At 62.2% G+C, this 20,748-nt stretch carries 22 protein-coding genes; 12 read left to right on the top strand and 10 right to left on the bottom strand.

Features of this window, described 5'->3' with window-relative positions:
* Window positions 1-59: 59 nt before the first annotated feature.
* The 8 genes from NLY33_RS29325 to NLY33_RS29290 all read left to right on the top strand — a co-directional run bounded on the left by NLY33_RS29325 (window position 60) and on the right by NLY33_RS29290 (window position 5,324).
* Window positions 60-1,187: an NAD(P)/FAD-dependent oxidoreductase gene (locus NLY33_RS29325; protein ID WP_023707236.1), complete on the top strand. Its 1,128-nt coding sequence runs from the start codon at window positions 60-62 to the stop codon at window positions 1,185-1,187.
* Window positions 1,188-1,374: 187 nt separating this feature from the next.
* Complete coding sequence (locus NLY33_RS29320; RefSeq protein ID WP_023686879.1) at window positions 1,375-1,590, top strand: hypothetical protein; 216 nt, start codon at window positions 1,375-1,377, stop codon at window positions 1,588-1,590.
* A 13-nt stretch (window positions 1,591-1,603) separates the two neighbouring features.
* On the top strand, window positions 1,604-1,849 hold the full coding sequence (locus NLY33_RS29315; RefSeq protein WP_023707235.1) for a hypothetical protein: 246 nt from the start codon (window positions 1,604-1,606) through the stop codon (window positions 1,847-1,849).
* 174 nt (window positions 1,850-2,023) lie between these two features.
* Window positions 2,024-2,212 (top strand): hypothetical protein, encoded by a 189-nt coding sequence (locus NLY33_RS29310; RefSeq protein WP_023707234.1) that lies wholly within the window; start codon window positions 2,024-2,026, stop codon window positions 2,210-2,212.
* A 132-nt stretch (window positions 2,213-2,344) separates the two neighbouring features.
* Window positions 2,345-2,488: a hypothetical protein gene (locus tag NLY33_RS29305; RefSeq protein WP_023686882.1), complete on the top strand. Its 144-nt coding sequence runs from the start codon at window positions 2,345-2,347 to the stop codon at window positions 2,486-2,488.
* 10 nt (window positions 2,489-2,498) lie between these two features.
* Entirely contained in the window at window positions 2,499-4,265 is a 1,767-nt protein-coding gene (locus NLY33_RS29300) for a thiamine pyrophosphate-dependent enzyme (protein ID WP_023707233.1), read from the top strand.
* A gap of 23 nt (window positions 4,266-4,288) precedes the next feature.
* The gene (locus NLY33_RS29295) at window positions 4,289-4,453 is read left to right on the top strand and encodes a hypothetical protein (RefSeq protein ID WP_023695159.1); all 165 of its coding nucleotides are present in this window, start codon (window positions 4,289-4,291) and stop codon (window positions 4,451-4,453) included.
* A 1-nt stretch (window position 4,454) separates the two neighbouring features.
* A complete protein-coding gene (locus tag NLY33_RS29290; RefSeq protein ID WP_023707232.1) occupies window positions 4,455-5,324 on the top strand; it encodes an SDR family oxidoreductase in 870 nt (289 codons plus the stop codon).
* A 306-nt stretch (window positions 5,325-5,630) separates the two neighbouring features.
* Here the strand turns inward: NLY33_RS29290 and NLY33_RS29285 are convergent, their stop codons facing one another.
* From NLY33_RS29285 to NLY33_RS29275, 3 genes are all read right to left on the bottom strand, one after another.
* Entirely contained in the window at window positions 5,631-6,143 is a 513-nt protein-coding gene (locus NLY33_RS29285) for an OmpA family protein (RefSeq protein ID WP_023667764.1), read from the bottom strand.
* A gap of 10 nt (window positions 6,144-6,153) precedes the next feature.
* Complete coding sequence (locus NLY33_RS29280) at window positions 6,154-6,813, bottom strand: L,D-transpeptidase (RefSeq protein WP_023748784.1); 660 nt, start codon at window positions 6,811-6,813, stop codon at window positions 6,154-6,156.
* 1,211 nt (window positions 6,814-8,024) lie between these two features.
* Complete coding sequence (locus NLY33_RS29275; protein WP_245261241.1) at window positions 8,025-8,636, bottom strand: EF-hand domain-containing protein; 612 nt, start codon at window positions 8,634-8,636, stop codon at window positions 8,025-8,027.
* A 451-nt stretch (window positions 8,637-9,087) separates the two neighbouring features.
* Here NLY33_RS29275 and NLY33_RS29270 point away from each other — a divergent pair, with 451 nt between their 5' ends.
* On the top strand, window positions 9,088-9,507 hold the full coding sequence (locus tag NLY33_RS29270; RefSeq protein WP_245261240.1) for a hypothetical protein: 420 nt from the start codon (window positions 9,088-9,090) through the stop codon (window positions 9,505-9,507).
* 257 nt (window positions 9,508-9,764) lie between these two features.
* The gene (locus tag NLY33_RS29265; RefSeq protein ID WP_023700062.1) at window positions 9,765-10,961 is read left to right on the top strand and encodes an IS256 family transposase; all 1,197 of its coding nucleotides are present in this window, start codon (window positions 9,765-9,767) and stop codon (window positions 10,959-10,961) included.
* A gap of 156 nt (window positions 10,962-11,117) precedes the next feature.
* On the opposite strand, the gene NLY33_RS29260 is transcribed toward NLY33_RS29265, so the two are convergent.
* Window positions 11,118-11,375, bottom strand: coding sequence for a hypothetical protein (locus NLY33_RS29260; protein ID WP_245261076.1), 258 nt, complete (start codon window positions 11,373-11,375; stop codon window positions 11,118-11,120).
* Between the two features lie 981 nt (window positions 11,376-12,356).
* Between NLY33_RS29260 and NLY33_RS29255 the strand changes: the two genes are divergently transcribed.
* Window positions 12,357-12,581 (top strand): hypothetical protein, encoded by a 225-nt coding sequence (locus NLY33_RS29255; protein WP_156932581.1) that lies wholly within the window; start codon window positions 12,357-12,359, stop codon window positions 12,579-12,581.
* A gap of 256 nt (window positions 12,582-12,837) precedes the next feature.
* Here NLY33_RS29255 and NLY33_RS29250 read toward each other — a convergent pair whose 3' ends face one another.
* The 3 genes from NLY33_RS29250 to NLY33_RS29240 form a co-directional block, all read right to left on the bottom strand.
* Window positions 12,838-13,386, bottom strand: coding sequence for a hypothetical protein (locus NLY33_RS29250; protein WP_023704687.1), 549 nt, complete (start codon window positions 13,384-13,386; stop codon window positions 12,838-12,840).
* A gap of 10 nt (window positions 13,387-13,396) precedes the next feature.
* Window positions 13,397-14,572, bottom strand: a complete 1,176-nt coding sequence (locus NLY33_RS29245; RefSeq protein ID WP_023704688.1) for a zinc-dependent alcohol dehydrogenase — start codon at window positions 14,570-14,572, stop codon at window positions 13,397-13,399.
* A gap of 527 nt (window positions 14,573-15,099) precedes the next feature.
* Window positions 15,100-15,729 carry a TetR/AcrR family transcriptional regulator gene (locus NLY33_RS29240; RefSeq protein WP_023704689.1) on the bottom strand — a complete coding sequence of 210 codons (630 nt, stop codon included), beginning with the start codon at window positions 15,727-15,729 and terminating at the stop codon, window positions 15,100-15,102.
* 129 nt (window positions 15,730-15,858) lie between these two features.
* On the opposite strand from NLY33_RS29240, the gene NLY33_RS29235 reads away from it, so the two are divergent.
* Window positions 15,859-16,755 (top strand): NAD(P)/FAD-dependent oxidoreductase, encoded by an 897-nt coding sequence (locus tag NLY33_RS29235; RefSeq protein WP_023704690.1) that lies wholly within the window; start codon window positions 15,859-15,861, stop codon window positions 16,753-16,755.
* Window positions 16,756-17,087: 332 nt separating this feature from the next.
* Here NLY33_RS29235 and NLY33_RS29230 read toward each other — a convergent pair whose 3' ends face one another.
* From NLY33_RS29230 to NLY33_RS29220, 3 genes are read right to left on the bottom strand one after another with little or no spacing between them, the layout of a single operon-like run.
* Complete coding sequence (locus tag NLY33_RS29230) at window positions 17,088-17,915, bottom strand: alpha/beta hydrolase (protein ID WP_023708103.1); 828 nt, start codon at window positions 17,913-17,915, stop codon at window positions 17,088-17,090.
* Window positions 17,912-19,360 (bottom strand): NAD-dependent succinate-semialdehyde dehydrogenase, encoded by a 1,449-nt coding sequence (locus NLY33_RS29225; RefSeq protein WP_245261083.1) that lies wholly within the window; start codon window positions 19,358-19,360, stop codon window positions 17,912-17,914. Before NLY33_RS29225 ends, NLY33_RS29230 begins: the two co-directional genes overlap by 4 nt.
* Window positions 19,361-19,418: 58 nt before the next feature.
* Window positions 19,419-20,648, bottom strand: a complete 1,230-nt coding sequence (locus NLY33_RS29220; RefSeq protein WP_023704693.1) for an iron-containing alcohol dehydrogenase — start codon at window positions 20,646-20,648, stop codon at window positions 19,419-19,421.
* Between the last annotated feature and the right edge of the window lie 100 nt (window positions 20,649-20,748).

Raw genomic sequence — 20,748 nt, 5'->3', positions numbered from 1 at the left:
CACGCATGAGCCCTTCAAGACGGCCGCCCAAACCAACCTCCACCAGTGAAAGATATCTCATGGCTGCATCACATCAGGTTTCCAAGGTCGTTGTCGTCGGCGGCGGCATTTTTGGCGTCTCCTCGGCCGTTCATCTTGCAAGGCTCGGCATCGAGACCGTGCTGGTCAATGATGGACCGCTCGCCAAGGGAGCTTCCGGCCGCTCGCTCGCCTGGATCAATTCGGCGCGCAGGCGCTCGGCTGAATATCATCGCCTGCGCATGATCGGTATCGACCGCTACCGCAGTTTGTCGGCGCGATGCCCGGATGCCGCCTGGCTGCGTTTCGACGGTGGCCTGACGTGGGATGCGGACGATGCCTCAAACGAGATCGCCGATGTCTTCGCTCACGAAAAACGTCTCGGCTATGATGCGCAGCATCTGTCCGCGGACGCCATAAGGTTGGTCGCGCCGGGTGTCTGCGCAAGCGCTGTCACGCCTCAAGGCGCGATCTTCAACCCGGGCGAGGGCTGGGTCGACCTGCCGTCGCTGATCGAAATATTGATCGCGGAATTCGTGGAGCGGGGCGGCCAGGTGGTCACCGAGGCCGGAAGCGCTACCGTCACCGTCGCCAACGGCCGCGCCACCGGCGTCACCACCACCAGCGGGATCAGCTTCGCCGCCAACGCGGTGCTTCTGGCGACCGGTGCGGATGTGCCGCGAATGGTTGCCGTGGCCGGTCAGCGTATTGCCGATGGGACACCGATCGCGCTGCTGGTCAGCACCAAGCCAGTCGACTTGCCTCTACGCGCCGTGCTCAACACGCCGCGCGTCGCCATCCGGCCGACGCCTGATGGCGCCCTCGCGCTCGATTCTGCCTGGTCGGAAAAAGAGGTGGTAGTCAATCCGGACGGGACTTATCGCGTAAAAGCATCGACCATCCAGGGGCTTCTCGACGAAGCGTCGAATGTTCTCGACGGTCATCCGAAATTGGAATTGGAGAGCTACGGTGTCGGGCCCAAGCCGATCCCCGGAGACGGCGAGCCGGTCTTCGGCCAGTTGCGGGAGATCGAGGGGTATTACGTCGCCTTCAGCCACAGCGGCGCAACACTTGGCTTGATTGCCGGCGAACTGCTTGCAACCGAGATCGCCACCGGAACAGAGCACCCACTCCTTGCAAGCTTTCGACCGTCTCGATTTTCACTTTAGCCTGCCAATTCGCCTCGGAATGGGATGTAATGTGGCATGCTTGGAGTTTCGCTAGCCGAGACGGCGGCCGCCTGGCCGCTTACGCGCACCTGACAAGCGAATATGTTCCGGAACATTTTCTCCACGTTGAAGTTGGACAGCGCCAGGACCGTCTTTCGTCCAAGCTCAACCAGCGCTGAGAAATTCCATGACCAACCAACACCCCAAGACTAAACAGCCCACGGACAAGGATCTGCGAGACAACCCGGGAATCGGCACCTCGAAGGGCGCGGTCAAGGGCGGCGATATGCTCGACGAGAGCGATGCTCTCGATGGGGACAATACGTTCGAAGGCGATGTCGAGAACGACGTCACGCCTCAGGGCGGCATCAACCCTGACCAGACCGGACGCACGAACAAGTAGGAGGCACCTTGCCATGGCCGGCCGGAAGACCCACGAGCAGCAGCTGCGCATCATCGAAAAGCGCGAGAACTCCAGCAATGCCGGCGACGATTTCAATGCCGAGGATGAGCTGAAGACATCCAAGCAGGAGCGCGAGGCGCGGCAAGACGGCGCCAATCTACGCGACGAGGGCGTGGAATTGACCGACAAGGACGATCGCCAGATGATCCGCGGCGAAAACCAGGAGAGCGAGCACCACAAGCGCAGGCAGGACGACTAAGCCTGCCGTCTTTTTAAGGCTATCGAGGAGCCATCCCAGACTACCGGCACGCCAGGCACCGCATGGTCGAGGCGCACATCGCCCGCCGCGGTGTGCGCGACGAACGAGTCCTTTCGCCACTGAGGCGGAATCCCGCGCGAGAAATCGTCGACGAGGGGTGCGAGGAGTTCGCCTATGGGGACGGTCCGGGCGGCGTTGCGCTCTGGCTATAGGGACCTGCGAAGACGCGACCTGAACATCGGCCAGCTCTGCCGCGAGAGCTTTTGGCGATCAGACAGCCTCGGCCACTACATGCAATCCTCGGCCTCGCAGCAGTTCGATGCCTTCGTCTGTTCGATCGCACCTCGCCTGTTCAGCCGCTGACTGCCGAACAGCGCCTCATCGGGTGGTACTGACACGTTTGCCTTCGGCACCTGACTAGGCGGCCTTGCCTTCGGGCACGGAACATCTCACCGACTTTCTGGTTAGGCAGGCCGGATGTAGGGAGCTTTGCGCATGGCCACTAATTTGGAAGACGGCAAGACCGCTCAATCTTCCGACGAGTTGCATGGCGGCAATCGCGGCGGCAACAAAGACCAGCGTAAGACTGACAAGACCGCGAACAAGAGCAGCCAGGCGGCGGGATCCGCATCGCGGTAAGGACTGAGACATGCCGACCGCCGCGGACATCCTCATCGAGACGCTGATCGACTGGAACGTCGATATCATCTTTGGCCTGCCGGGCGACGGCATCAATGGCATCATGGAGGCGCTGCGCAAGCGGCAGGACCGCATCCGCTTCATTCAGGTGCGGCACGAGGAATCCGCGGCGTTCATGGCGTGCGCCTACTCAAAATGGACAGGCAAGCTCGGTGTCTGCCTCGCAACTTCCGGCCCTGGCGGCACACACCTCCTGACTGGACTCTACGATGCCAAGCTCGACCAAGCGCCGGTGCTCGCCATTACCGGCATGCAGTTCCACGACCTCATCGAGACCTTCACCCAGCAGGATGTCGACTTGACGCGCGTCTTCAGCGATGTCGCCGTCTTCAACGCGCAGGTCTCCGACGCGGCGCATATGGAAAGCCTGGCCGGTCTCGCCTGCAGGTCGGCGCTGGCACGTCGCGGCGTTGCGCATCTGTCGATCGCCAGCGATGTGCAGGAGCACACGCTCTACCAAGCCAAGCGCTCGAAGCGCAACAAACCGTCGCATACGCCGGATCGTTGGTTCGAAGGAAGCAGGCTTCCCGACGAAGAACAACTTGCGAAAGCCGCCGAGATCCTGAACGGGGCGACGAAGGTCGCGATCCTCGCCGGTCGGGGCGCGCTTGGTGCCAGGCACGAGTTGGAAGAGACGGCGGAGCTGCTTGGTGCCCCCGTCGCAAAGGCCTTGCTCGGTAAGGCTGCCTTGCCCGACGATGACCCGCTGACGACTGGCGGCATCGGAATTCTCGGCACGCTGCCGTCGCAGGAAATCATGGAGGAATGTGACGCGCTGCTCGTCGTCGGCTCGACCTTTCCCTACATCGAATACTACCCGAAGCCGGGACAGGCGCGCGGGGTGCAGATCGAGCGCGACCCGCAGCGCATCGGCCTGCGCTATCCCATTGAGGCCGGCCTTGCCGGCGATGCCGCCGTGACGCTGCGATTGCTGAACAAGCGCCTGAAGCGCAAGGATGATCGCAGCTTCCTCGAGAAGGCGCAGGCGGGCATGCGACGCTGGCGCGAGATGATGGCGCAGTCGGAGCAAAAGGCCGCCACTTCGCTCAAGCCCCAGGTGGTCACACGCGCATTTGGGAAACGATTGCCCGATGAGGCGATCCTGGTTGCCGATTCCGGCCAGAACACCGAGATGGCGGCCCGCCATATCGAACTGCGTGACGGGCAGGCCTTCGGCGTCTCGGGCGCGCTGGCCTCGATGGCATGCGGACTGCCCTACGCGATCGCCGCGGGCCTGGCCTTTCCCGGCCGGCCGGTCTTCGCGGTCGTCGGCGACGGCGGTCTCGCGATGCAGCTCGGAGAGTTCTCGACGGCAGTTCGGTACCGGGTCCCACTCAAGGTGCTCGTGCTCAAGAACGGCATGCTCAATCAGATCGCCTGGGAGCAGATGATGTTTCTCGGCAACCCGCAATTCGCCTGCGAACTCCAGCCCATCGACTTCGCCATGGCCGCCGAAGCCATGGGCGGCATTGGCTACAGCGTCTCTCGCGCCGAGGAGGTGGAAGGCGTTCTCGACGCTGCCCTGGCTGCTGAGGGTCCGGTGGTCATCGAGGCCGTGGTCGATCCGTACGAACCGATGATGCCACCGAAGATGCCACCGGATTATGCGAGAAATTTCCGCAAGGCGCTACCGGATACCCCCGGACGCGCGGAAATCGAGGCGAATGTGGCGCAAGAGCCGCTTAGGTCGATGATTACCGCCGGCGACAAAGACTGACCACACGCAAGAAGGAGCACGAGTTGAACAAGACCGACAGCGGCACCGCAAATCGCAGTTCGCCGGACCTCATGGGCGGCGACCAAGCGTGCAAGGCCGAGGAATGGGGCGGTGGCTCGAAAGCCGCCAAGGGACCGATCACGGAACCGGATCGACACAACCGCAACTCCAGCCAAAAAAGGAGCTGACATGCAGGATGCCCAGCAGAAATATCCTCAGCCGCCGCTTCCCGAACAGCAGCAGGACATGCCCGGCTATACCGACGAGATGGATCCACGGCCCGACCACGGAGAGGAGAGCTATCGCGGCAGCGGTAAGCTGACGGACCGCGTCGCGCTGATCACCGGCGCGGACTCGGGCATCGGCCGGGCGGTGGCGATCGCGTTTGCACGCGAAGGCGCCGACGTCATCATCTCCTACCTTGAAGAGGACGAAGATGCGCAGGAGACGGCGCGCTTGGTCGAGGAAGCGGGGCGCAAGGCGGTGCTCGCACGCGGCGACATCTCGGACGAAATCTTCGCGCGGTCGCTTGTGCAGCGAGCTATCGATGAATGCGGGCGCCTGGACATCCTCGTCAACAATGCAGCCCACCAGGCGTCGTTCGAGAAGCTGGAGGACATCAGCGCGGAGGAATGGGATCTCACCTTTCGCACCAATGTCTATGCGATGTTCTATCTGTCCCAGGAAGCAGTGAAGCACATGGAACCCGGCTCGACCATCATCAACACATCCTCGATCAACGCGACCAGTCCCTCGCCGGCACTGCTTGCCTACGCCACTACCAAAGGAGCGATCGCCAACTTCACCGCCGGACTTGCAGGACTGGTAGCTGAACGCGGCATTCGGGTAAACGCGGTCGCTCCCGGGCCGATTTGGACGCCGCTGATCCCGTCGACAATGCCCTCTGAGAAGGTCAAGGAGTTCGGGAAGAACACACCGCTCAAGCGTCCCGGGCAACCGGCAGAGCTTGCAGCGACCTATGTGCTGCTTGCCTCGGAAGGATCGAGCTACACCACCGGCGCACTCTACGAGGTCACCGGTGGACGGCCGATGCTTTGAGCGAGCGTACCTGCCAGCTCCACGGCGCCCACTCCCGGTAGCACACCGACATGTGGCGAGGCTCATGCGCGATCAGGATCGCGGACAACCGCCACGTCCGCAAACTGGTCGAGGCGGATGCCGAAGCCTCCCACCAGACCCTGAACCGGAGGTTGGTAGACGGGAAGCTGACTTCACTCCGGGTTCAACCGGAGCGTCAGCTTTCGGGGAGGGGCAAACGCTGGGTGAATGTCCCCGATAGGCGCATTGCAGCCATGCCGCCGTCGCGTTGTGAGACTGATTTGGCGACCAGCAAAACAGCAGCCTCTACGACTCGTCCCTCTCATCGCGCAAATTAGACACAACGCGGCGGTTCTGCGACCTGCAGGCGGAGTCGGGGCAGTCGCGGACCAGCCTGTCCTTGCCGTAGCCCTTGGCCCACATGCGGTTCCGGTCTATGCCGCCGGCGGCGAGGTAGTCCATCACCGCATCGGCGCGCTGCTGTGACAGCGCCGTTTCGCTTGCGCCGGGATCGTCGGCGAAACCCTGCAGCTTGAGCAGCCAGCGCGGATGCTTTGTCAACCAGGCGATCTGGGTGTCGAGGGTGGCCTTGGCGACAGAATCGAGCGCGGCCGAACCTTTCGTGAAGTAGGTGCGGCGGCCGACATTGAGGATAAAATCCTCCTCGCTGCCCGGCTGCACGTTCTGGAAGCCGGCAATCTCGGCGTTGGTGACGTCGGGCGTCGACGGGGCCAGCGTGTTGCTGGTCGAGCAGGATGTGGCCACAACCAGCAGGCCGGCGGCGAGCAGCCGGCGCGTGTTTTCAATCATGCGGTTCATGATGCGCCAATCATTCGACAGTGGTGGAAGCGGGCGCCTGGTCGGCGATGTGCGGCAGGACCTCCACCGCGGTGCCGATCGGGCACCGCTGGTAGAGGTCGATGATGTCTTCGGGGAACATGCGGATGCAGCCGCTGGAAGCGTCGGTGCCGATGCTCCATGGCTCCAGCGTGCCATGCAGGCGGTAGCCGATGTCGGCGCCGTCGCGGTACAGATAGAGCGCGCGCGGCCCGAGCGGATTGTTGGACGCGCCGCCTGCGATCATGGGCGGTAAGTCCGGTTTGCGCTCACGCATTTCGGGGGGCGGGACCCATTGCGGCCACAGCGCGCGGCGATCGATCGTCGCGCGGCCGTACCATTTGAAGCCTTCCTTGCCGACGCCGACGCCGTAGCGGATGGCAGTCTTGTTTTCCATGATGAGGTAGAGGAAGTGGTGGCGGGTATCAACCACGACGGTGCCGACCGGCTCGCTGCTGAAATACTTGACGATCTGGCGATGCCATCTCTTGTCGATCTTGGCGAAGTTGGTCTTGCGATAGACGAAATCGTTATCGCTGGCGGTACCGGCGAAAAAGGATTTTGCCCCCGCGGCTTGAACAATATTGCCGGTTCCACCGACCGCGACCAGCGCCAGACCGCCGAGCACGACACCCCTGCGTGATAAAACCATCGGCAATCCCCATGCCTTAAGCCTGGCGAACCATAGTTGAGAATGATTTCGGCTCAAAGTGGAAAATGCTGCAGTGGGTGGGCCGCAAGCGGTCTGTCCGCTTGACGGCAAAATAGCGGCTGCCCGCCGGCTCACGCCGGCGGGCTTTTTTGTGCGGACGGGAACATCCTCGCTCCAAGGGTGTTTTGTCACACCCGGCTCGTTCTTCATCGGTCGTGCCGGTGACCAAGATGTCCCCTCATTCATCATGGTCGGCCCGCGCAGCCTTGACCGCACGCGCGGGCCATCCCATCACAAGGCCCGCTGGCTCACGCTGGCGGGTTTTTCCGCGTCCATGCGCCGACACTCATCTTCGCATGCCTGTTACAACGAACCAGGCGGTTTCCGCGCTCGGTCTCCGCACGCGGCGAGGAGGACTTGCGACATGCCTCGCTGCGGGATTTTCGCGATGAGTCTACCTAGCTCCTGCTGAACGCCACCGCCTGACCACCGGGACCCGTTGGACGACGTTCAAGTCGAAAGCCCCCGGCAATCGCACCTTAGGCGAAGACGCCTTGCTTGTTGATGCAGTTGTCATCGCATCATCATGGGTAGCAACGCGGTGTTGCGTGTTGTTGGAGAGATGGGGTTTCCCGAAAAGAATGAACATGCGCAGACAAAAGAAGCGAGCAGGATGGCCGTGAGTACATCTGCCAAATATCTATTACCTCATATGCGCTCGCTCCTCGGAAGGCGATCCCGCCACCCTCTCGACAGTGAGATGGCGGAATATCAACCGGCGACAAGGGACTTCGATCGACGGTCGGTTTCCAATTCGGCGTCCGGCTGCGTGTTCCGCCGTTCGGGCTTCTTCCAACCGCCATCAGACGCAAGTCCTATCCCATAAGACTGATGGCCAAATTCGGAACATCCGCTGAAGCATTGCGTTCGGCAGCGTGAAACCCCAAGGCAAAGGATGACTAATCATGTCGAATTGCGAGGAGGACCGGGCGCCCGAGTGACCCTGCGTTGGTCGGCTTCGATCGTTCCTTGATCAGCACTGCGCAGCCGTTTTTTTGTCACGGCCGGCGTCTCCGGGACCGCGGGAATAGCGCAAGGCTGGAGGGTGCTGTTAGGGCCGCCGCGCCTAACAGCCAAGAGACACCGCTTCGAATTCGACCGCCAGGCGCTCGCCCGCTTTGTCCGAGGGAGGGCATTCACTTTGAAGGCAGCTACGGCGTGTCCTCGCTATCAGTGCCATGCATGCTGGAGCCATGCATGAAGGACTGGATCTCGTCCGCATCGATCTTGCCGTCACCATTCTCGTCAATGCTACTGAACATCCTGCCCACCGCGCGTTGAACCTCGTCCTCGGACACCGATCCGTCGCCATCGGTGTCCAACAGCCCGAACATCAGTCGCATGCCGGCACCGCGCATCAGCTGATGATGCCAGCGTCCAGCCATTCTGTGTCCACGATCGCGGCCACCGTGGTTCTGCCAACGGCCGCCATCTTCATCGTGGCGGTCAGCACCCTCGTTGCGATCGCCTTGATAGTTGCGACTATCTTCCTCGCGGAAACCTTCTTCGGAACCGCGATCCTGCTGCATTCTCTCCCGGACAGCTTGCTCAACCATCTGGCGGATCATTTCGCGTGTTGGTGCATCCGCTTGTCCGGTCGCATCCGGCAACTGTCCGGCGGCCGGCGGTTCGGTTGCCGGAGCGGGTGCAGGTGTCGAGGGTGATGGTGTTCCGCTTGTCTGGGCGAGCGCGGGGGAGGTCAGGGCAATGAAAACGGCGGTGGCGGCCGTCGTGCTGTGTGGAAATCTCATGGCATGCTCCATCAGTGCTTTCGCTTGGAAGGCCAAACTGGAGCTCGATCTGATTGTTCCCCGAAGGGGATCAGGTCACGGCGAAGTTACAGGGCATGCCCCCGTCTGAGGTAGATCAGGGTCTTCGTCAGGGAATAATTTCGGCTCTTCTTCCCTAGGCACAAGAGGAAGCCGGCGCCCATTTTTGCGGGCAATGAACGTTGGACATTCGGCCTCGCCAATTTTCTGCCAGTCGATCATACCGACGCACCAATTCCCTCTGCGTCCTCTCCTTTCGTGGGACGGAAGCCGTTTCGACCGCACGCCGTCAATCGCGAATCCCACGCCCATATGCTGCGCGGCCATGATGCATATTTTTTATGTCACGGACCTCTGTCCGTCTGGACACGATGTTAGCCAGCGCTAAATCAGAGCAATGCGACGCCTACTGCTGGGACTTACAGTTTTTCTCTTTTGGACCACGTTGCTTCAGGCCGAGGCGTGGCAGCCCTTCGGCGTCCGACAGCTTGGCTTTAGTTTCGATATTCCTCCGAATTTCGTCCTGACCCAGAATTCGGAGCAGGGCGCGGCTTTTCAGGGCCCAAGAGACGCGTTTCTGGTCGTTTGGGGCGCGCGACTGGGCAAAGCAAGTTTTCGCGCCGAGATCGAACATCGCATGATCGAGGACGAAAAGGCCGGTTGGCGACTGACCTATCGGCGCCTAGCCCCGAAATGGGCCAGCTACTCCGGGGTCAAGAATGGCGAGATTCGCTACGTCCGTGCAATTATGGTCTGCAACCAGCGTGCCGCGCTTTTCACAATGAATTATCGGAAATCCGAAAAGAAGCCGTATGACCCTGTTGTTATGCGCATGGTCCGGTCCCTGAGAGCGGAAGGATGTTAGCCAGCAAAGGAGCGAGGTTGCCGTACTGTGCTTCCCTCGGCTAAGGGCCCAGTGGTCAACCCGGCTCCCCAATAGCCCCGCCCAGTCACATGAAAGCAGGTAGCGGCAGGTATGCGGGCGGGCGTTCTCACGCTGGCTCAACCCCTCAAAGCCCATCACCGGGTAGTGTGCTGAGAGTTCTGCAAATTCGCTGAGAGAGGGCGGTCATGGCAGGCTGGTGATGTTCAACGTCACCGATTCCTGGAAGGAACGCCACCATGACCAAGACAGAAGGTAAATCGACCAGCGCTGCCGTCAAAGACATTCTGCTTTCGAACCCGGAGGGGCTGCACGAAGTGATCCGTGCGGTAATGCAGGAGGTTCTCGAGGCCGAGATGGAGGAGGCGCTGGGTGCTTCGAAGGGCGAACGCACGCCTGAGCGCCTTGGGTATCGCTCGGGTTACTACGGCCGCACCCTGGTCACCCGGGTGGGCAAGCTTGAGCTGCGGGTTCCACAGGACCGGGCGGGTCACTTCTCCACCGAGCTGTTCGAGCGCTACCAGCGTTCCGAGCGGGCCTTGGTGGCGACGCTTGCGGAGATGTATGTGCAGGGCGTGTCGACCCGCAAGGTCAAGGCGATCACGGAAGAGCTGTGCGGTCATGCGTTCTCGGCTTCGTCGATCTCGGCCATCAACAAGCGCTTGGACGAGAGCCTGAAGGCGTTTGCCGAACGACCGCTTCAGGAGCCATTCCCCTACCTCATTCTCGATGCCCGCTACGAGAAAGTGCGCGAAGCCGGCATCGTGATGAGCCAGGCGGTGCTGATCGCGGTCGGCATCGACTGGGACGGGCGCCGGCAGATCCTGGCCGTGGAGATGGCCAATCGCGAGAGCCGCTCGGCCTGGAAGGACTTCCTCGTCGGCTTGAAACGACGCGGTCTCAAGGGCGTCGAACTGGCCGTGTCCGACGACCATGCCGGCCTGGTCGCGGCGATCGGCGAGGTGATCCCGGAAGCAGCATGGCAGCGCTGCTACGTCCACTTCCTCAGGAACGCGCTCGATCACCTGCCCAGGAAGCACGGCGACGATTGTCTGCAGGAACTGCGCTGGCTCTACGACCGGCGCGATCTCGCCGAGGCCAAGGCCGATCTCGCCGCGTGGCTGTCCAAATGGTCCGCCCGCTACCCGCGGCTGACCACCTGGGCGGAAGAAGCCATAGAACAGACGCTGACTTTCTTCCGGCTGCCGCGTCAGCATCACAAGCACCTCAAGTCCACCAACATGCTTGAACGGCTCAACGAGGAAATCCGCCGGCGCACCTATGTCGTGCGCATCTTCCCGAACGCCGAAAGCTGCCTGCGCCTGGTCAGGGCGCTGGCCGTCGAAACCAACGAAAACTGGATGGAGGCCAACCGCTATATCAACATGGATGATCTGCGCGAGCACAAGAAGCTCGCTCTACGCCAAGCCGCATGACCAGTTTCATGATCGCCCATTTTGCAGAACTTGACGCACACAACCCATCACCGAAAAGCTGCTTAGTGCGACCTAGCACCGAGAGATTCCCGCTGCGGCTGGGTAGCGCCTAGCTCCGTGCGCCCATGAACGGGTGGGGCGAACGTCCTGATAGAGCTACGGCTGTAGAAGCGCGCCGCCAAACTGCGCCCACAAGCGCTCGCACTCTCTCGCCCTTAGGCTCCGGGTGCCGGGCGCGCCATAGAAGACCATGGCGCCGCGAATGTCATATCCAAGCACCGAGGCGTTGGCCACGAACTGGATGGCTCTTCCCAAGCTGGTGATGCCGATGTCGACCTCAGCCTTGTTGGTGAGGTCGACCACACCGAATACTTCCGCATTGGCGCTCCTGCCCGCCAAAACGGCCGTCGACATCGCATCATTCACGGCAAGAAGCATTTCGGTGAGTTGCCCGGTGAAAGGGCTCTACAAACGCTCAAATGTCAGGTTTGTTCCCAACCGGCCTTGGCGGCTTTCCGACTACCAAACTGGGTCCCGCGGCCTCTCATGTGCGCGTAGGTGACATCGTCTGCTGGACCGAACGGTCAAGCCGAAGAGCCCAGTTCCTCTCGGCATCGAGCAGTTCATTCTGCTCAATCAAGCCGTTCATAAACAGCCTGAGTATATGCGCAGCTATGCGCTCTCCGTTCTGCGAAGCAAGAGGTAGGGCGCGCTCTTTGCAGACCGTGTGACAAACCTGGGCGAGCATCTCAATCTCGCTTGGCCCCAAAAACCGACCCGGATACAACATACCGTTTTCCTGTTGGAGAGTTGGAATGGCTATCCATTACGCGGGGTCACCGGCAGCCACAATCAACTATGATAGTGAGATGTCGAGTCCCGGTGGAAAAAACAGTGAAGTCCCAAAAGCGGTCGCGCTTGTCTCCGATTGACAGATGCCTCGACGCTACACCGACCAGCGCTACCGCACCCGCTTCATCGACGCGGCTTTGCAAAGGCCTATGACCAGTTCGCTACCAGCTGCCGGACCGCCCAGGCGAGCATGCCGCCGGCCCTCCCGAAGCGCGATGTGGATGAGGCAGCCTTTTCCGTATACATCCAGTTGTTACGTTGCGCATCTGCTTCGGTTCGAAAACTCGCCGCGAGCCTGGCGTGCTCGCGTGTCCGGGCCGAAACAGCCCACATGTTGATAACGACATCGATGAGGCTGCCGCCGACCTCGTTGGCATAGGATGCTTCCCGGCATGGGCATCGACCAATGCCCCGGGCCGACCAGCACGAACCTGCGGGGGCTTTCCCGGAACAAAGCGTCGACGATCCGGTTCGGCAGGAAGCGGCCAAAATTCATGCCATCGGAGATGCCGAGGCAGATGACAGATGAAAGGGAAGCTGAAGATGACGAAGTCTCGCGACCGCACCGTTCCCGGCGACGGCAAGATCGAAACCGGCCCGAACACATCTCCGCAACAGGATCCGGCAGAGGGGTCGCGCGAGACAATCGATCGCGAACTCGAGCGGACAGACGACGATAATAATTCCGACGATGCGGAACGCTTGCGCCGAGACCTGCGGAAAGGGGTGGCGGAAGAGACCGAGCTTCCCGAACGCGGCTCGGCCTGAGGATCGCCGGAACCTTGCCAAGGCAAGAGACATGGAAGGCTCGACGCCGGTCGGATCGCTGCTTGCTTCGTGCCTTTAACGCACCGGCCACACAACCCATGCGCGGCGGTGACCCAGGAGACGGCGAGAACGGCCGCGCGACGGTCCACTCTGTTCCAGCAAACTCGGCTCGCCGAGAGCTACCACCTCTGGCGTTAGGGCCTGACGAGATGCCACCTGTCCAGGTCGCATGGCGCCAGGGGTTCGGCAATCTCTATCAGGCTGCGCCGGCCTCCTGGCTGCGCTGCGAGCGGGCACGGTCGCGGGCTGCGGCAGTGCCTCCGGGAAAGCCGCTTCGATCGCTGTAGTCGCGTGGCTTGGTCCCGCTCCGAGAGTGGCGCGCGGTCACGCTTTTCGCACCGATGATGTCGAGCAATGTGATGCCGGCGACCATGGCAAGCGCAAGGCCTACATTATCGCGCTTTGGGTTGCCAGGCCGATACGCTGTCAGCAATGTCGCGATATCCAGGCCGTCGCCGGCCACCCGGCTCCACAGCCCCGCTTGCTTGTCCACTGAAAGCGAGAGTATGCCGCTGCTTATTTCCCGCGCCCCATAAGCGCGGATCAGATCTTCCTTGCCGCGCATGCCGAGCGCGCCGGCAATCCGCTCGGCGCCAACCAGCTCGGCGACGCCGAGCGCGATGCTGAACCAGCCGAGCTTGCGGGCAAGGCCATCGGAGGCCGCGACCGCACTCTGCCCAGTCTTCAGCACTTTGGGATCGCCAGCCGATCGGGTGATGTTGGTAAGTTTGGCAATCACGTTCATGACGATTTCCCTACGGTTTCAGTACAACCTTGATGCAGCTGTCCTGCTTGTCGCGAAACACCTTGTACATCTCGGGTCCCTGCTCGAGCCCCACGGTATGCGTGATGACGAAGGATGGGTCGATCTGGCCATCTTCGATGCGGCGCAACAGATCCTCGGTCCAACGGTTGACATGGGTCTGCCCCATTCGGAAGGTGAGCCCCTTGTTCATTGCCTGTCCCATCGGAATCTTGTCGACCAGCCCGCTGTAGACGCCGGGGATCGAGATCACGCCGGCCGGCCGGCAGACATAGATCATCTCACGCAGAACGTGCGGTCGATCATTTTCCATCAGCATCAACTGCTTTGCGCGATCGTAGACGGTATCGGGCTGGGCCAGCGAGACGTGGCTTTCCATGCCGACGCAATCGATGCACTTCTCCGGGCCCTTTCCGCCGGTGAGTTCCCGCAGTCGTTCGACGACACTTTCCTCGGCGAAATTGATGGCGATGGCGCCGCCGGCCGCGGCCATGGAAAGCCGCTCCGGCAGGCAATCGATCGCCACCACCTGTTTCGCGCCGAGCAGCAGGGCGCTGCGTATGGCCATCTGCCCGACTGGGCCACAGCCCCACACCGCAACCGTATCGGTGGGCTCAATGTCGCACTGTGCCGCCGCCTGCCAGCCGGTAGGAAAAATATCGCCGAGGAAGAGAACCTGCTCGTCGGTAAGGTTGTCAGGCACCTTTACGTGCGTGGCATCGGCGAACGGCACACGCATGTATTCCGCCTGTCCCCCGGGATAGCCGCCGGTCAAATGAGTGTAGCCGAACAGACCCGCGGTAGTGTGCCCGAACACCTTGTCACCGAGATTCTTCTTGCGGTTTGTGCGTTCGCAAACCGAAAAGTTCTGTCGCTTGCACTGGTCGCACTCACCGCAGATTATGGTGAACGGCACGACGATGCGGTCTCCCTCCTTCAGAGCGCCGTTGACGCCCTTGCCGACCTCGACGACCTCTCCCATCATCTCGTGGCCCATGATGTCGCCGGGCAGCATGGCTGGCACATAGTTGTGGTAGAGGTGAAGGTCGGAGCCGCATATGGCACAACTCGTCACCTTGATGATCGCGTCACGTTCATCCTCAATTTCCGGGTCCGAAACCTGATCGCAGCGTATGTCTTCCTTGCCGTGCCAGACCAACGCTCGCATAGCTTGCTCCTATTTTCGCAAGATCTGTGGATAGGGACCTCGCGCCTGTCCTAAGCGGGCCGATGCCTGGTTGGATCGACTGTGCCGCTGCTTGTCGAACCACAGGGGCGGACCGATGTTCCGGGAGCTCGAGAGAATTTTTGGGCCGTTCCAGACCCGCACCTTGGAAGGATCTGTCGCGGGCACCAGCGGCCTTCCCCGGGGCGCGTCGGGCACGAGCCGCTGGAGTCCGACCCACGAATGGACGTACTCAAGTGTACCAAAAAACGTTCCGTCCGCAGGTGTCCTTCGCGGCGGCTGACACGTCATCTGCTCGGTTCTGGCGTCCGTAACCGGCATTCTCTTCCTCGCCCGCACAGGGTCGGCCGAAGCAGCGCTGTGACCGGAGCAGGTAGGAGATGCCGCTCACCGGCGGGCGCGCAGTCCGACCCCGACGCGATCGACACGAGGTGGATGGGCGCCATCGCGACGGCGACTCTAGCGGAGTATTTCGCAGAAATACAATGATTAGCGGGCAGGGCGGACTGCTAGCCGTGCGCAGCGATGAACATGGCGACGGCCGACCGGCAATAGGATTCGATTTCGTTGTCGTCCGCCGCTCTCGCCTCATCGAAGCGTGCGATAATCAAAAGATCGGATCCTTTGAAAAGCGCGGCAAACAAGCGGGCGGACCGGAGAGGATCGGGCACGTTCAGAACCGCCTTCGCGTGCAACTGACGCAACAGGACCTCGATTTGGGCGATGACATGGGCGGGGCCGGCTTCGAAATGGAGCTTGCTTAACGACCTTGGATTCGTCTGGTCGGCCATGACCATGGCTTCGACACTGCGGACGTCTGATCTCAACAGCGTCCGAAGCAGGGATGATCCCACCGCCATGAGCTGATCTTCGACCGAACCGCCGACGCCTTCAAGAAGGGCCAGTGGCGCAAACAACTGATGGCAGCCGGCCGAGATGGCCGCGCTGAACAGCGCCTCCTTGTTCTCGAAATGCCGATAGATGCTGAGCTTGGATATCTTCGCCCGCTGGGCGACCTTGTCCAATGTGGTCGCTTGAAAACCCAATTCCACAAAGAGTTCGGACGCAGCGTCGAGTATCGTTTGGCCAAGCGCCTCGTTGGCGGGCCGGCCGCGCCGGCCCTGGCTATTTTCGGTCACGACAATTCCAGTCCTTGACAGTATCCAAATTCTCGGATTACGATACCATGTAGTTTCTGAAATGCGCAAGCCGATGGGTAGGTTTCAACCAGGTCCAACCAGCCCCTCATCCACAACACGGAGCCCATCATGGATGACGTCATCATCATCGGCGGCAGCTTTGCCGGTCTCGCCGGCGCCCTGCAACTCGGCCGTGCCCGCCGCAAGGTCACCGTTCTCGATACCGGCCTGCCGCGCAACCGCTTCGCCGGCCACTCGCATGGCCTGCTCGGCCACGATCACAAGCCACCGCTGGACATCTTGGCCGAGGCGCGGCGGCAGCTGGCGCGCTATCCCACGATCAGGCTGGTCAATGCCCGGGCCGACAGCCTCTCCGGGGCCATCGACGATTTCTCCGTCCTCACTGGCGATGGCGGAAGCCTCGGCGCGCGCCGGCTGATCCTGAGCTATGGCGTCGCCGACCAGATGCCTGATGTTCCGGGCTTTGCCGAAGGTTGGGGCACGTCCATCGTGCCCTGCCCCTATTGCGACGGCTTTGAAGTCGCCGGCCAGCATTGGGGCCTCGTCTGGTCCGGCCCACAGTCGATGAATCAGGTCAGGCTGTTCCACGATTGGACCGACAGGTTGACGGTCTTCGCTGATGGTCACGACATTCCGCCCGATATCCGGGCCGGTCTGGCGCGCCGCAACATACCTGTCGTCGACGGCCGGATCAGCGAGATCGCCCATCACGGGGGGCATAACGCCACCGTCAAGCTCGATACCGGCCCCAAGGTCGCGGTCGACATCCTGTTCGCGCATCCGCGCAACAAGCCGTCCGCTAGCCTGCATGAATCACTGGGCCTCGCCACGGTCGATACGCCCCTCGGCGTAATCCTCAAGGTCGACGAGCGCCGCGAAACCAGCATGCCCGGCATCTACGCCGCGGGCGACCTCGCCAACCCCCTCACGCCGCCATCGGTCACCCTGGCAATATCGCACGGCGCGATGGCGGGCATCTTCGCCCAGCAGTCGATGCTGGTGTGAGAGCGCAGATTCCCTTCTCCGGGGTGCCGCGGGCTATCGTATTCTGAAGGTTGCGGGCCGGTGTTACGGAACGTCGGCTCGCTCTCCCCCGAGGGGCGTCTCTGGCCGGCCAGCCTTGAGAACTCAACTGGGCTGCCTGCATGACGGCGATCGCCGACATCGGTTATCAAGCTCAATCACGCTGGAAAGCATGAACCACGTCGACGTCGACATCGACGGCGGGCTTACGGTATGGGGACCGGTGGCGGGAGATTCGCCACCGCTGTCGGTACCCGATGCTGCGACGCTACTTTGCAGAACGGTCGCGTCCAGCAGCGCTTCTGGCGGAAGTCTCAGGCGGCCACGACGCGGGCCAGCAGTGACGAGGCCTCGGTACCAGCCAAGCCAAGGTCACGGACGCTGCTCATGTGATTGGCCCCGCCAAGGGTCGTGCGCGAAACAGTCAGTCCCTGTGTGTCAAGGTGGTCCGTGAAGAGTGCGGCCTGGCTGTGGAACGGCGGCGTTTCATCGGCGCCGACCAAGATATCTACGCCCACGGATGGATCGAAACTGTGATCGATGGGCGAGAATCGGCGGGCCTCCTCCTCGGTGATCGCGATCTCGGGGGCAAGGAACGACATCTGCAATGGCTTCAGGTCGTAAAGGCCGCCAAGCAGCAGCGCAGCTTTGATGCCGGAAGCCCGCTCGTCACCGTCGAAAAGCATTGTTGCCAGATGCGCACCGGCGGAATGACCGCTAACGGTCAGCAGGCCGGGATTGCCGCCATGGTGTGCGACATTGTCAAATACCCATCGCTTGGCGCGGCGCACCTGGTCGACGATCCTGGCCATCCTGACGGTCGGCATCAGCGCGTAGTCGACAATGACCGCGATCGCACCTGCGTTCGTAACGGTCTCGGCGACGTAGGAATAGTCGCGCTTGGAGAACATGCGCCAATAGCCCCCGTGGATGAACATGTGCACCGGCAGGCGGTCCCGTTTGCCCTCGGGAAAGAACAGATCCACGGTTTCGGTGGCGTCAGCCCCGTAGGCGACATCGGCGACCATGGGAACATTCGCCCTGGTGTCCTCGCTTCTGCGAACGATCTCGGCGACCATGTCGTCGAACTCGACCACATGATCGCGAATGCGAAACGGATCTTTGGCGTGATGTCCGCTCACAGGGTCACGGCGATGTACTTGGCCTCCATGAACTCGGCAACGCCATGCTTCTGGCCGCCTTCTCGCCCCAACCCGCTTTGCTTGACTCCGCCGAAGGGCGCCGCCGGATCCGACATCAGGCCGCGGTTGAGCGCGATCATGCCCGACTCGATCTTTGATGCCACGCGCATTCCTCTGGCCAGGTCGCGCGTGTAGATGTAGGCCGCGAGACCGTATTCTGTGTCGTTGGCCTTGGCGATGACCTCCGCCTCGCTGTCGAAGCGACTGATCGGCGCCACGGGACCGAAGATCTCCTCGTGAGCCATGGCAACGTCGGCCGGCACGTCCTTGAGCACCGTTGGCGGATAGAAAAAGCCTCTGCCTTCAGATACGCCGCCGCCACACAGGATTTTGGCGCCGCGGGCAACGGCGTCCTGCACAAGCCGGTCGATCTTGTGCACAGCCTTCCTGGTGATCATCGGCCCGCATTCTGTGTCTGAGTCTGTGCCCGGGCCCAGGTTGAGTGCCGCCATGCGTTTGCTCAAGCCTTCCGCGAAGGCATCATGGATGCCGGCCTGGACGTAAAGCCGGTTGGCGGCCGTGCAGGCTTCGCCGGCGTTGCGCATCTTGGCAACCATCGCACCGTCGAGGGCGGCTTCCAGGTCGGCGTCGTCGAAGACGATGAAGGGTGCGTTGCCGCCAAGCTCCATGGAACAGGAAATGACGTGCTTTGCGGCTTCGGCCAGCAGCACGCGCCCGACGCCGGTCGAGCCGGTGAAGGACAGCTTTCGCACGCGCGGATCGGCCAGCATGGCCGCCGTCACCGGTCCGGGGGTCGAGGTCGTCAGGACGTTGACGACGCCGGGCGGCACGCCGGCTTCCTCGTAGAGCGCCGCAAGCGCATAGGCCGTCAGCGGCGTCTCGCTGGCGGGCTTCAGGATCACCGTACAGCCGGCCGCCAGCGCCGGAGCGATTTTACGTGTCGCCATGGCGGCTGGGAAATTCCATGGCGTGATGAGCACGCAAATGCCGATGGGATGGTAGTCGACAATGATCCGGTTCGCGCCCGAGGGTGCAAGGCCGAACTCGCCGCTGATGCGGACCGCCTCCTCGGCGTTCCAGCGGAAAAACTCAGCGGCGTAGGCGACTTCACCGCGCGCATCGCGCAGCGCCTTGCCGTTCTCCAGCGAGATCAGCGCAGCCAACGTCTCCATCCGTTCGGTCATCAGTTCGAAGCAGCGCCGCAGGATTTCCGATCGCCTGCGTGGCGGGGTCTCGCGCCAGCCGGCCGCCGCCTTCGCGGCAGCGTCGACGGCGGCGGCGGCGTCGGCGAGCGTTGCATCGGGAACCGCAGCGATCACGGCTTCAGTCGAGGGATCGACCACTTCGATCACGCGACCCTCCGATGAAGGCCGCCAGCGTCCGCCAATGTAGAGACCGTGCGAGACCGTGGCGTAGTCGAACATATCTTGATCCTCGTCGGATATGCCTGCGGCAATGTTCATTGGATGAACTCCTGGTCGGTCACATCATGGTGGCGGACATGTCGCCGCCATAAGCAGCCCTGACCAGCCGTCGCATCGCGGCAAGGTCGAACGGGCGGGGATTGTTCTTGATCAACCGGTCGATGCCCAGCGCCTGCTCAGCCGTCCAGTCGATCTTGTCTTCGGGAAGACCCAGTTCGGCCAATGTCGGTGTGATGCCGATGGCGCCGAACAGCCGGCTCACCTCACGGATGGTGGCGTGCGCCAAGGCATCGGCGTCGCCGCCGCCCTGATGGGAAAGGCCGAGAGCAGTGCCGACTTCCGCAATCTCCGCGGCTGCTGCGGCCAGATTGTAGGTCATCACGTAGGGCAGCATCGTGGCCACTCCCAGGCCATGCGGGGTGTGGGTAAGCGCGCCAACGGGATACTGCACCGCATGGGCGGCGGCCGTTCCCGCCGTACCGAAGGCGCAACCGGCGGCCAGCGCTCCCATCATGACGTCGGCGCGCGCATCCTCGTCCGATCCGTCGCGATATGCCTTTTCGAGACTGCGGCCGAGCAGCCTGATGGCCAGAAGCGCGAAATGGTCGGTCAGAGCGCTCTTGCCGATGAACACGTGCTGTTGCGGTAAATGAGGGTCGACGCCGCGTTTGGCCGCTGTATAGGCCTCGATTGCGTGCGTCAGCGCGTCGGCGCCGGCGATCGCCGTCAAGGACGGTGGACAGGTCACCGTCAGATCCGGATCGCAAAGCGCCACTGCCGCGATGAGATGCGGACTGGCGATACCCACTTTCAGCGTCCGATCCGGGTCGGAGATCACGGCGACGGGGGTCACCTCGGAGCCTGTTCCAGCCGTCGTCGGCACTGCGATTACCGGAAGGGTAGGGCCGGGTACCTTGAACTCGCCATAGTAGTCCTCGAGCTTGCCGCCATGGCTGAGCAGAAGTGCAGCGCATTTGGCCATGTCCAGGCAGCTGCCGCCCCCGATGCCGATCACCATGTCCGGCTTGAAATCTTTCGCTTGCGCAATGCAGGCGGCGACGCTGTCGCGCGGCACATCCGGCAGCGTTCGGTCGAAGACCAACGTCTCGATCGCCGCGTTGTGCAAGCCAGCGAGAATCTCGGCGAACTGCGACGTCGCCGCGAAGCGCTCATCGGTACAGACGAACGCGCGGCGCCCATATTTGGCGGCGATGGCAGGGAGGACATGGCGCTGGCCTTTGCCGAACAGAATCTCGCTCGGCAGGCGCGCCGCTGCAAACAAGCTCATGCACAAGATCCTGCGAAGACGGGTTGGAAGCCGACAGGCTTGGCTTCGTGCCAGAGGCCGACCTCGGCGCTGCAGGTCATGATCATGCGATATCCTCATA

It is taken from the genome of Mesorhizobium sp. C432A (assembly GCF_030323145.1).
Lineage (GTDB): Bacteria > Pseudomonadota > Alphaproteobacteria > Rhizobiales > Rhizobiaceae > Mesorhizobium.
The sequence above is the reverse complement of the archived record's forward strand: the minus strand, read 5'-3'. Positions and strand labels throughout refer to the sequence as shown.

Excerpts from the sequence above, each read along its gene's own strand:
- NLY33_RS29300 (WP_023707233.1), top strand. The coding sequence starts at position 2,499 with ATGCCGACCGCCGCGGACATCCTCATCGAGACGCTGATCGACTGGAAC.
- NLY33_RS29320 (WP_023686879.1), top strand. The coding sequence starts at position 1,375 with ATGACCAACCAACACCCCAAGACTAAACAGCCCACGGACAAGGATCTG.
- NLY33_RS29265 (WP_023700062.1), top strand. The coding sequence starts at position 9,765 with ATGACCAAGACAGAAGGTAAATCGACCAGCGCTGCCGTCAAAGACATT.
- NLY33_RS29325 (WP_023707236.1), top strand. The coding sequence starts at position 60 with ATGGCTGCATCACATCAGGTTTCCAAGGTCGTTGTCGTCGGCGGCGGC.
- NLY33_RS29285 (WP_023667764.1), bottom strand. The coding sequence starts at position 6,143 with ATGAACCGCATGATTGAAAACACGCGCCGGCTGCTCGCCGCCGGCCTG.
- NLY33_RS29315 (WP_023707235.1), top strand. The coding sequence starts at position 1,604 with ATGGCCGGCCGGAAGACCCACGAGCAGCAGCTGCGCATCATCGAAAAG.
- NLY33_RS29310 (WP_023707234.1), top strand. The coding sequence starts at position 2,024 with ATGGGGACGGTCCGGGCGGCGTTGCGCTCTGGCTATAGGGACCTGCGA.
- NLY33_RS29305 (WP_023686882.1), top strand. The coding sequence starts at position 2,345 with ATGGCCACTAATTTGGAAGACGGCAAGACCGCTCAATCTTCCGACGAG.
- NLY33_RS29250 (WP_023704687.1), bottom strand. The coding sequence starts at position 13,386 with ATGAACGTGATTGCCAAACTTACCAACATCACCCGATCGGCTGGCGAT.
- NLY33_RS29220 (WP_023704693.1), bottom strand. The coding sequence starts at position 20,648 with ATGAGCTTGTTTGCAGCGGCGCGCCTGCCGAGCGAGATTCTGTTCGGC.
- NLY33_RS29275 (WP_245261241.1), bottom strand. The coding sequence starts at position 8,636 with ATGGAGCATGCCATGAGATTTCCACACAGCACGACGGCCGCCACCGCC.
- NLY33_RS29225 (WP_245261083.1), bottom strand. The coding sequence starts at position 19,360 with ATGTTCGACTACGCCACGGTCTCGCACGGTCTCTACATTGGCGGACGC.
- NLY33_RS29255 (WP_156932581.1), top strand. The coding sequence starts at position 12,357 with ATGACGAAGTCTCGCGACCGCACCGTTCCCGGCGACGGCAAGATCGAA.
- NLY33_RS29280 (WP_023748784.1), bottom strand. The coding sequence starts at position 6,813 with ATGGTTTTATCACGCAGGGGTGTCGTGCTCGGCGGTCTGGCGCTGGTC.
- NLY33_RS29290 (WP_023707232.1), top strand. The coding sequence starts at position 4,455 with ATGCAGGATGCCCAGCAGAAATATCCTCAGCCGCCGCTTCCCGAACAG.
- NLY33_RS29245 (WP_023704688.1), bottom strand. The coding sequence starts at position 14,572 with ATGCGAGCGTTGGTCTGGCACGGCAAGGAAGACATACGCTGCGATCAG.
- NLY33_RS29260 (WP_245261076.1), bottom strand. The coding sequence starts at position 11,375 with ATGTCGACGGCCGTTTTGGCGGGCAGGAGCGCCAATGCGGAAGTATTC.
- NLY33_RS29235 (WP_023704690.1), top strand. The coding sequence starts at position 15,859 with ATGGATGACGTCATCATCATCGGCGGCAGCTTTGCCGGTCTCGCCGGC.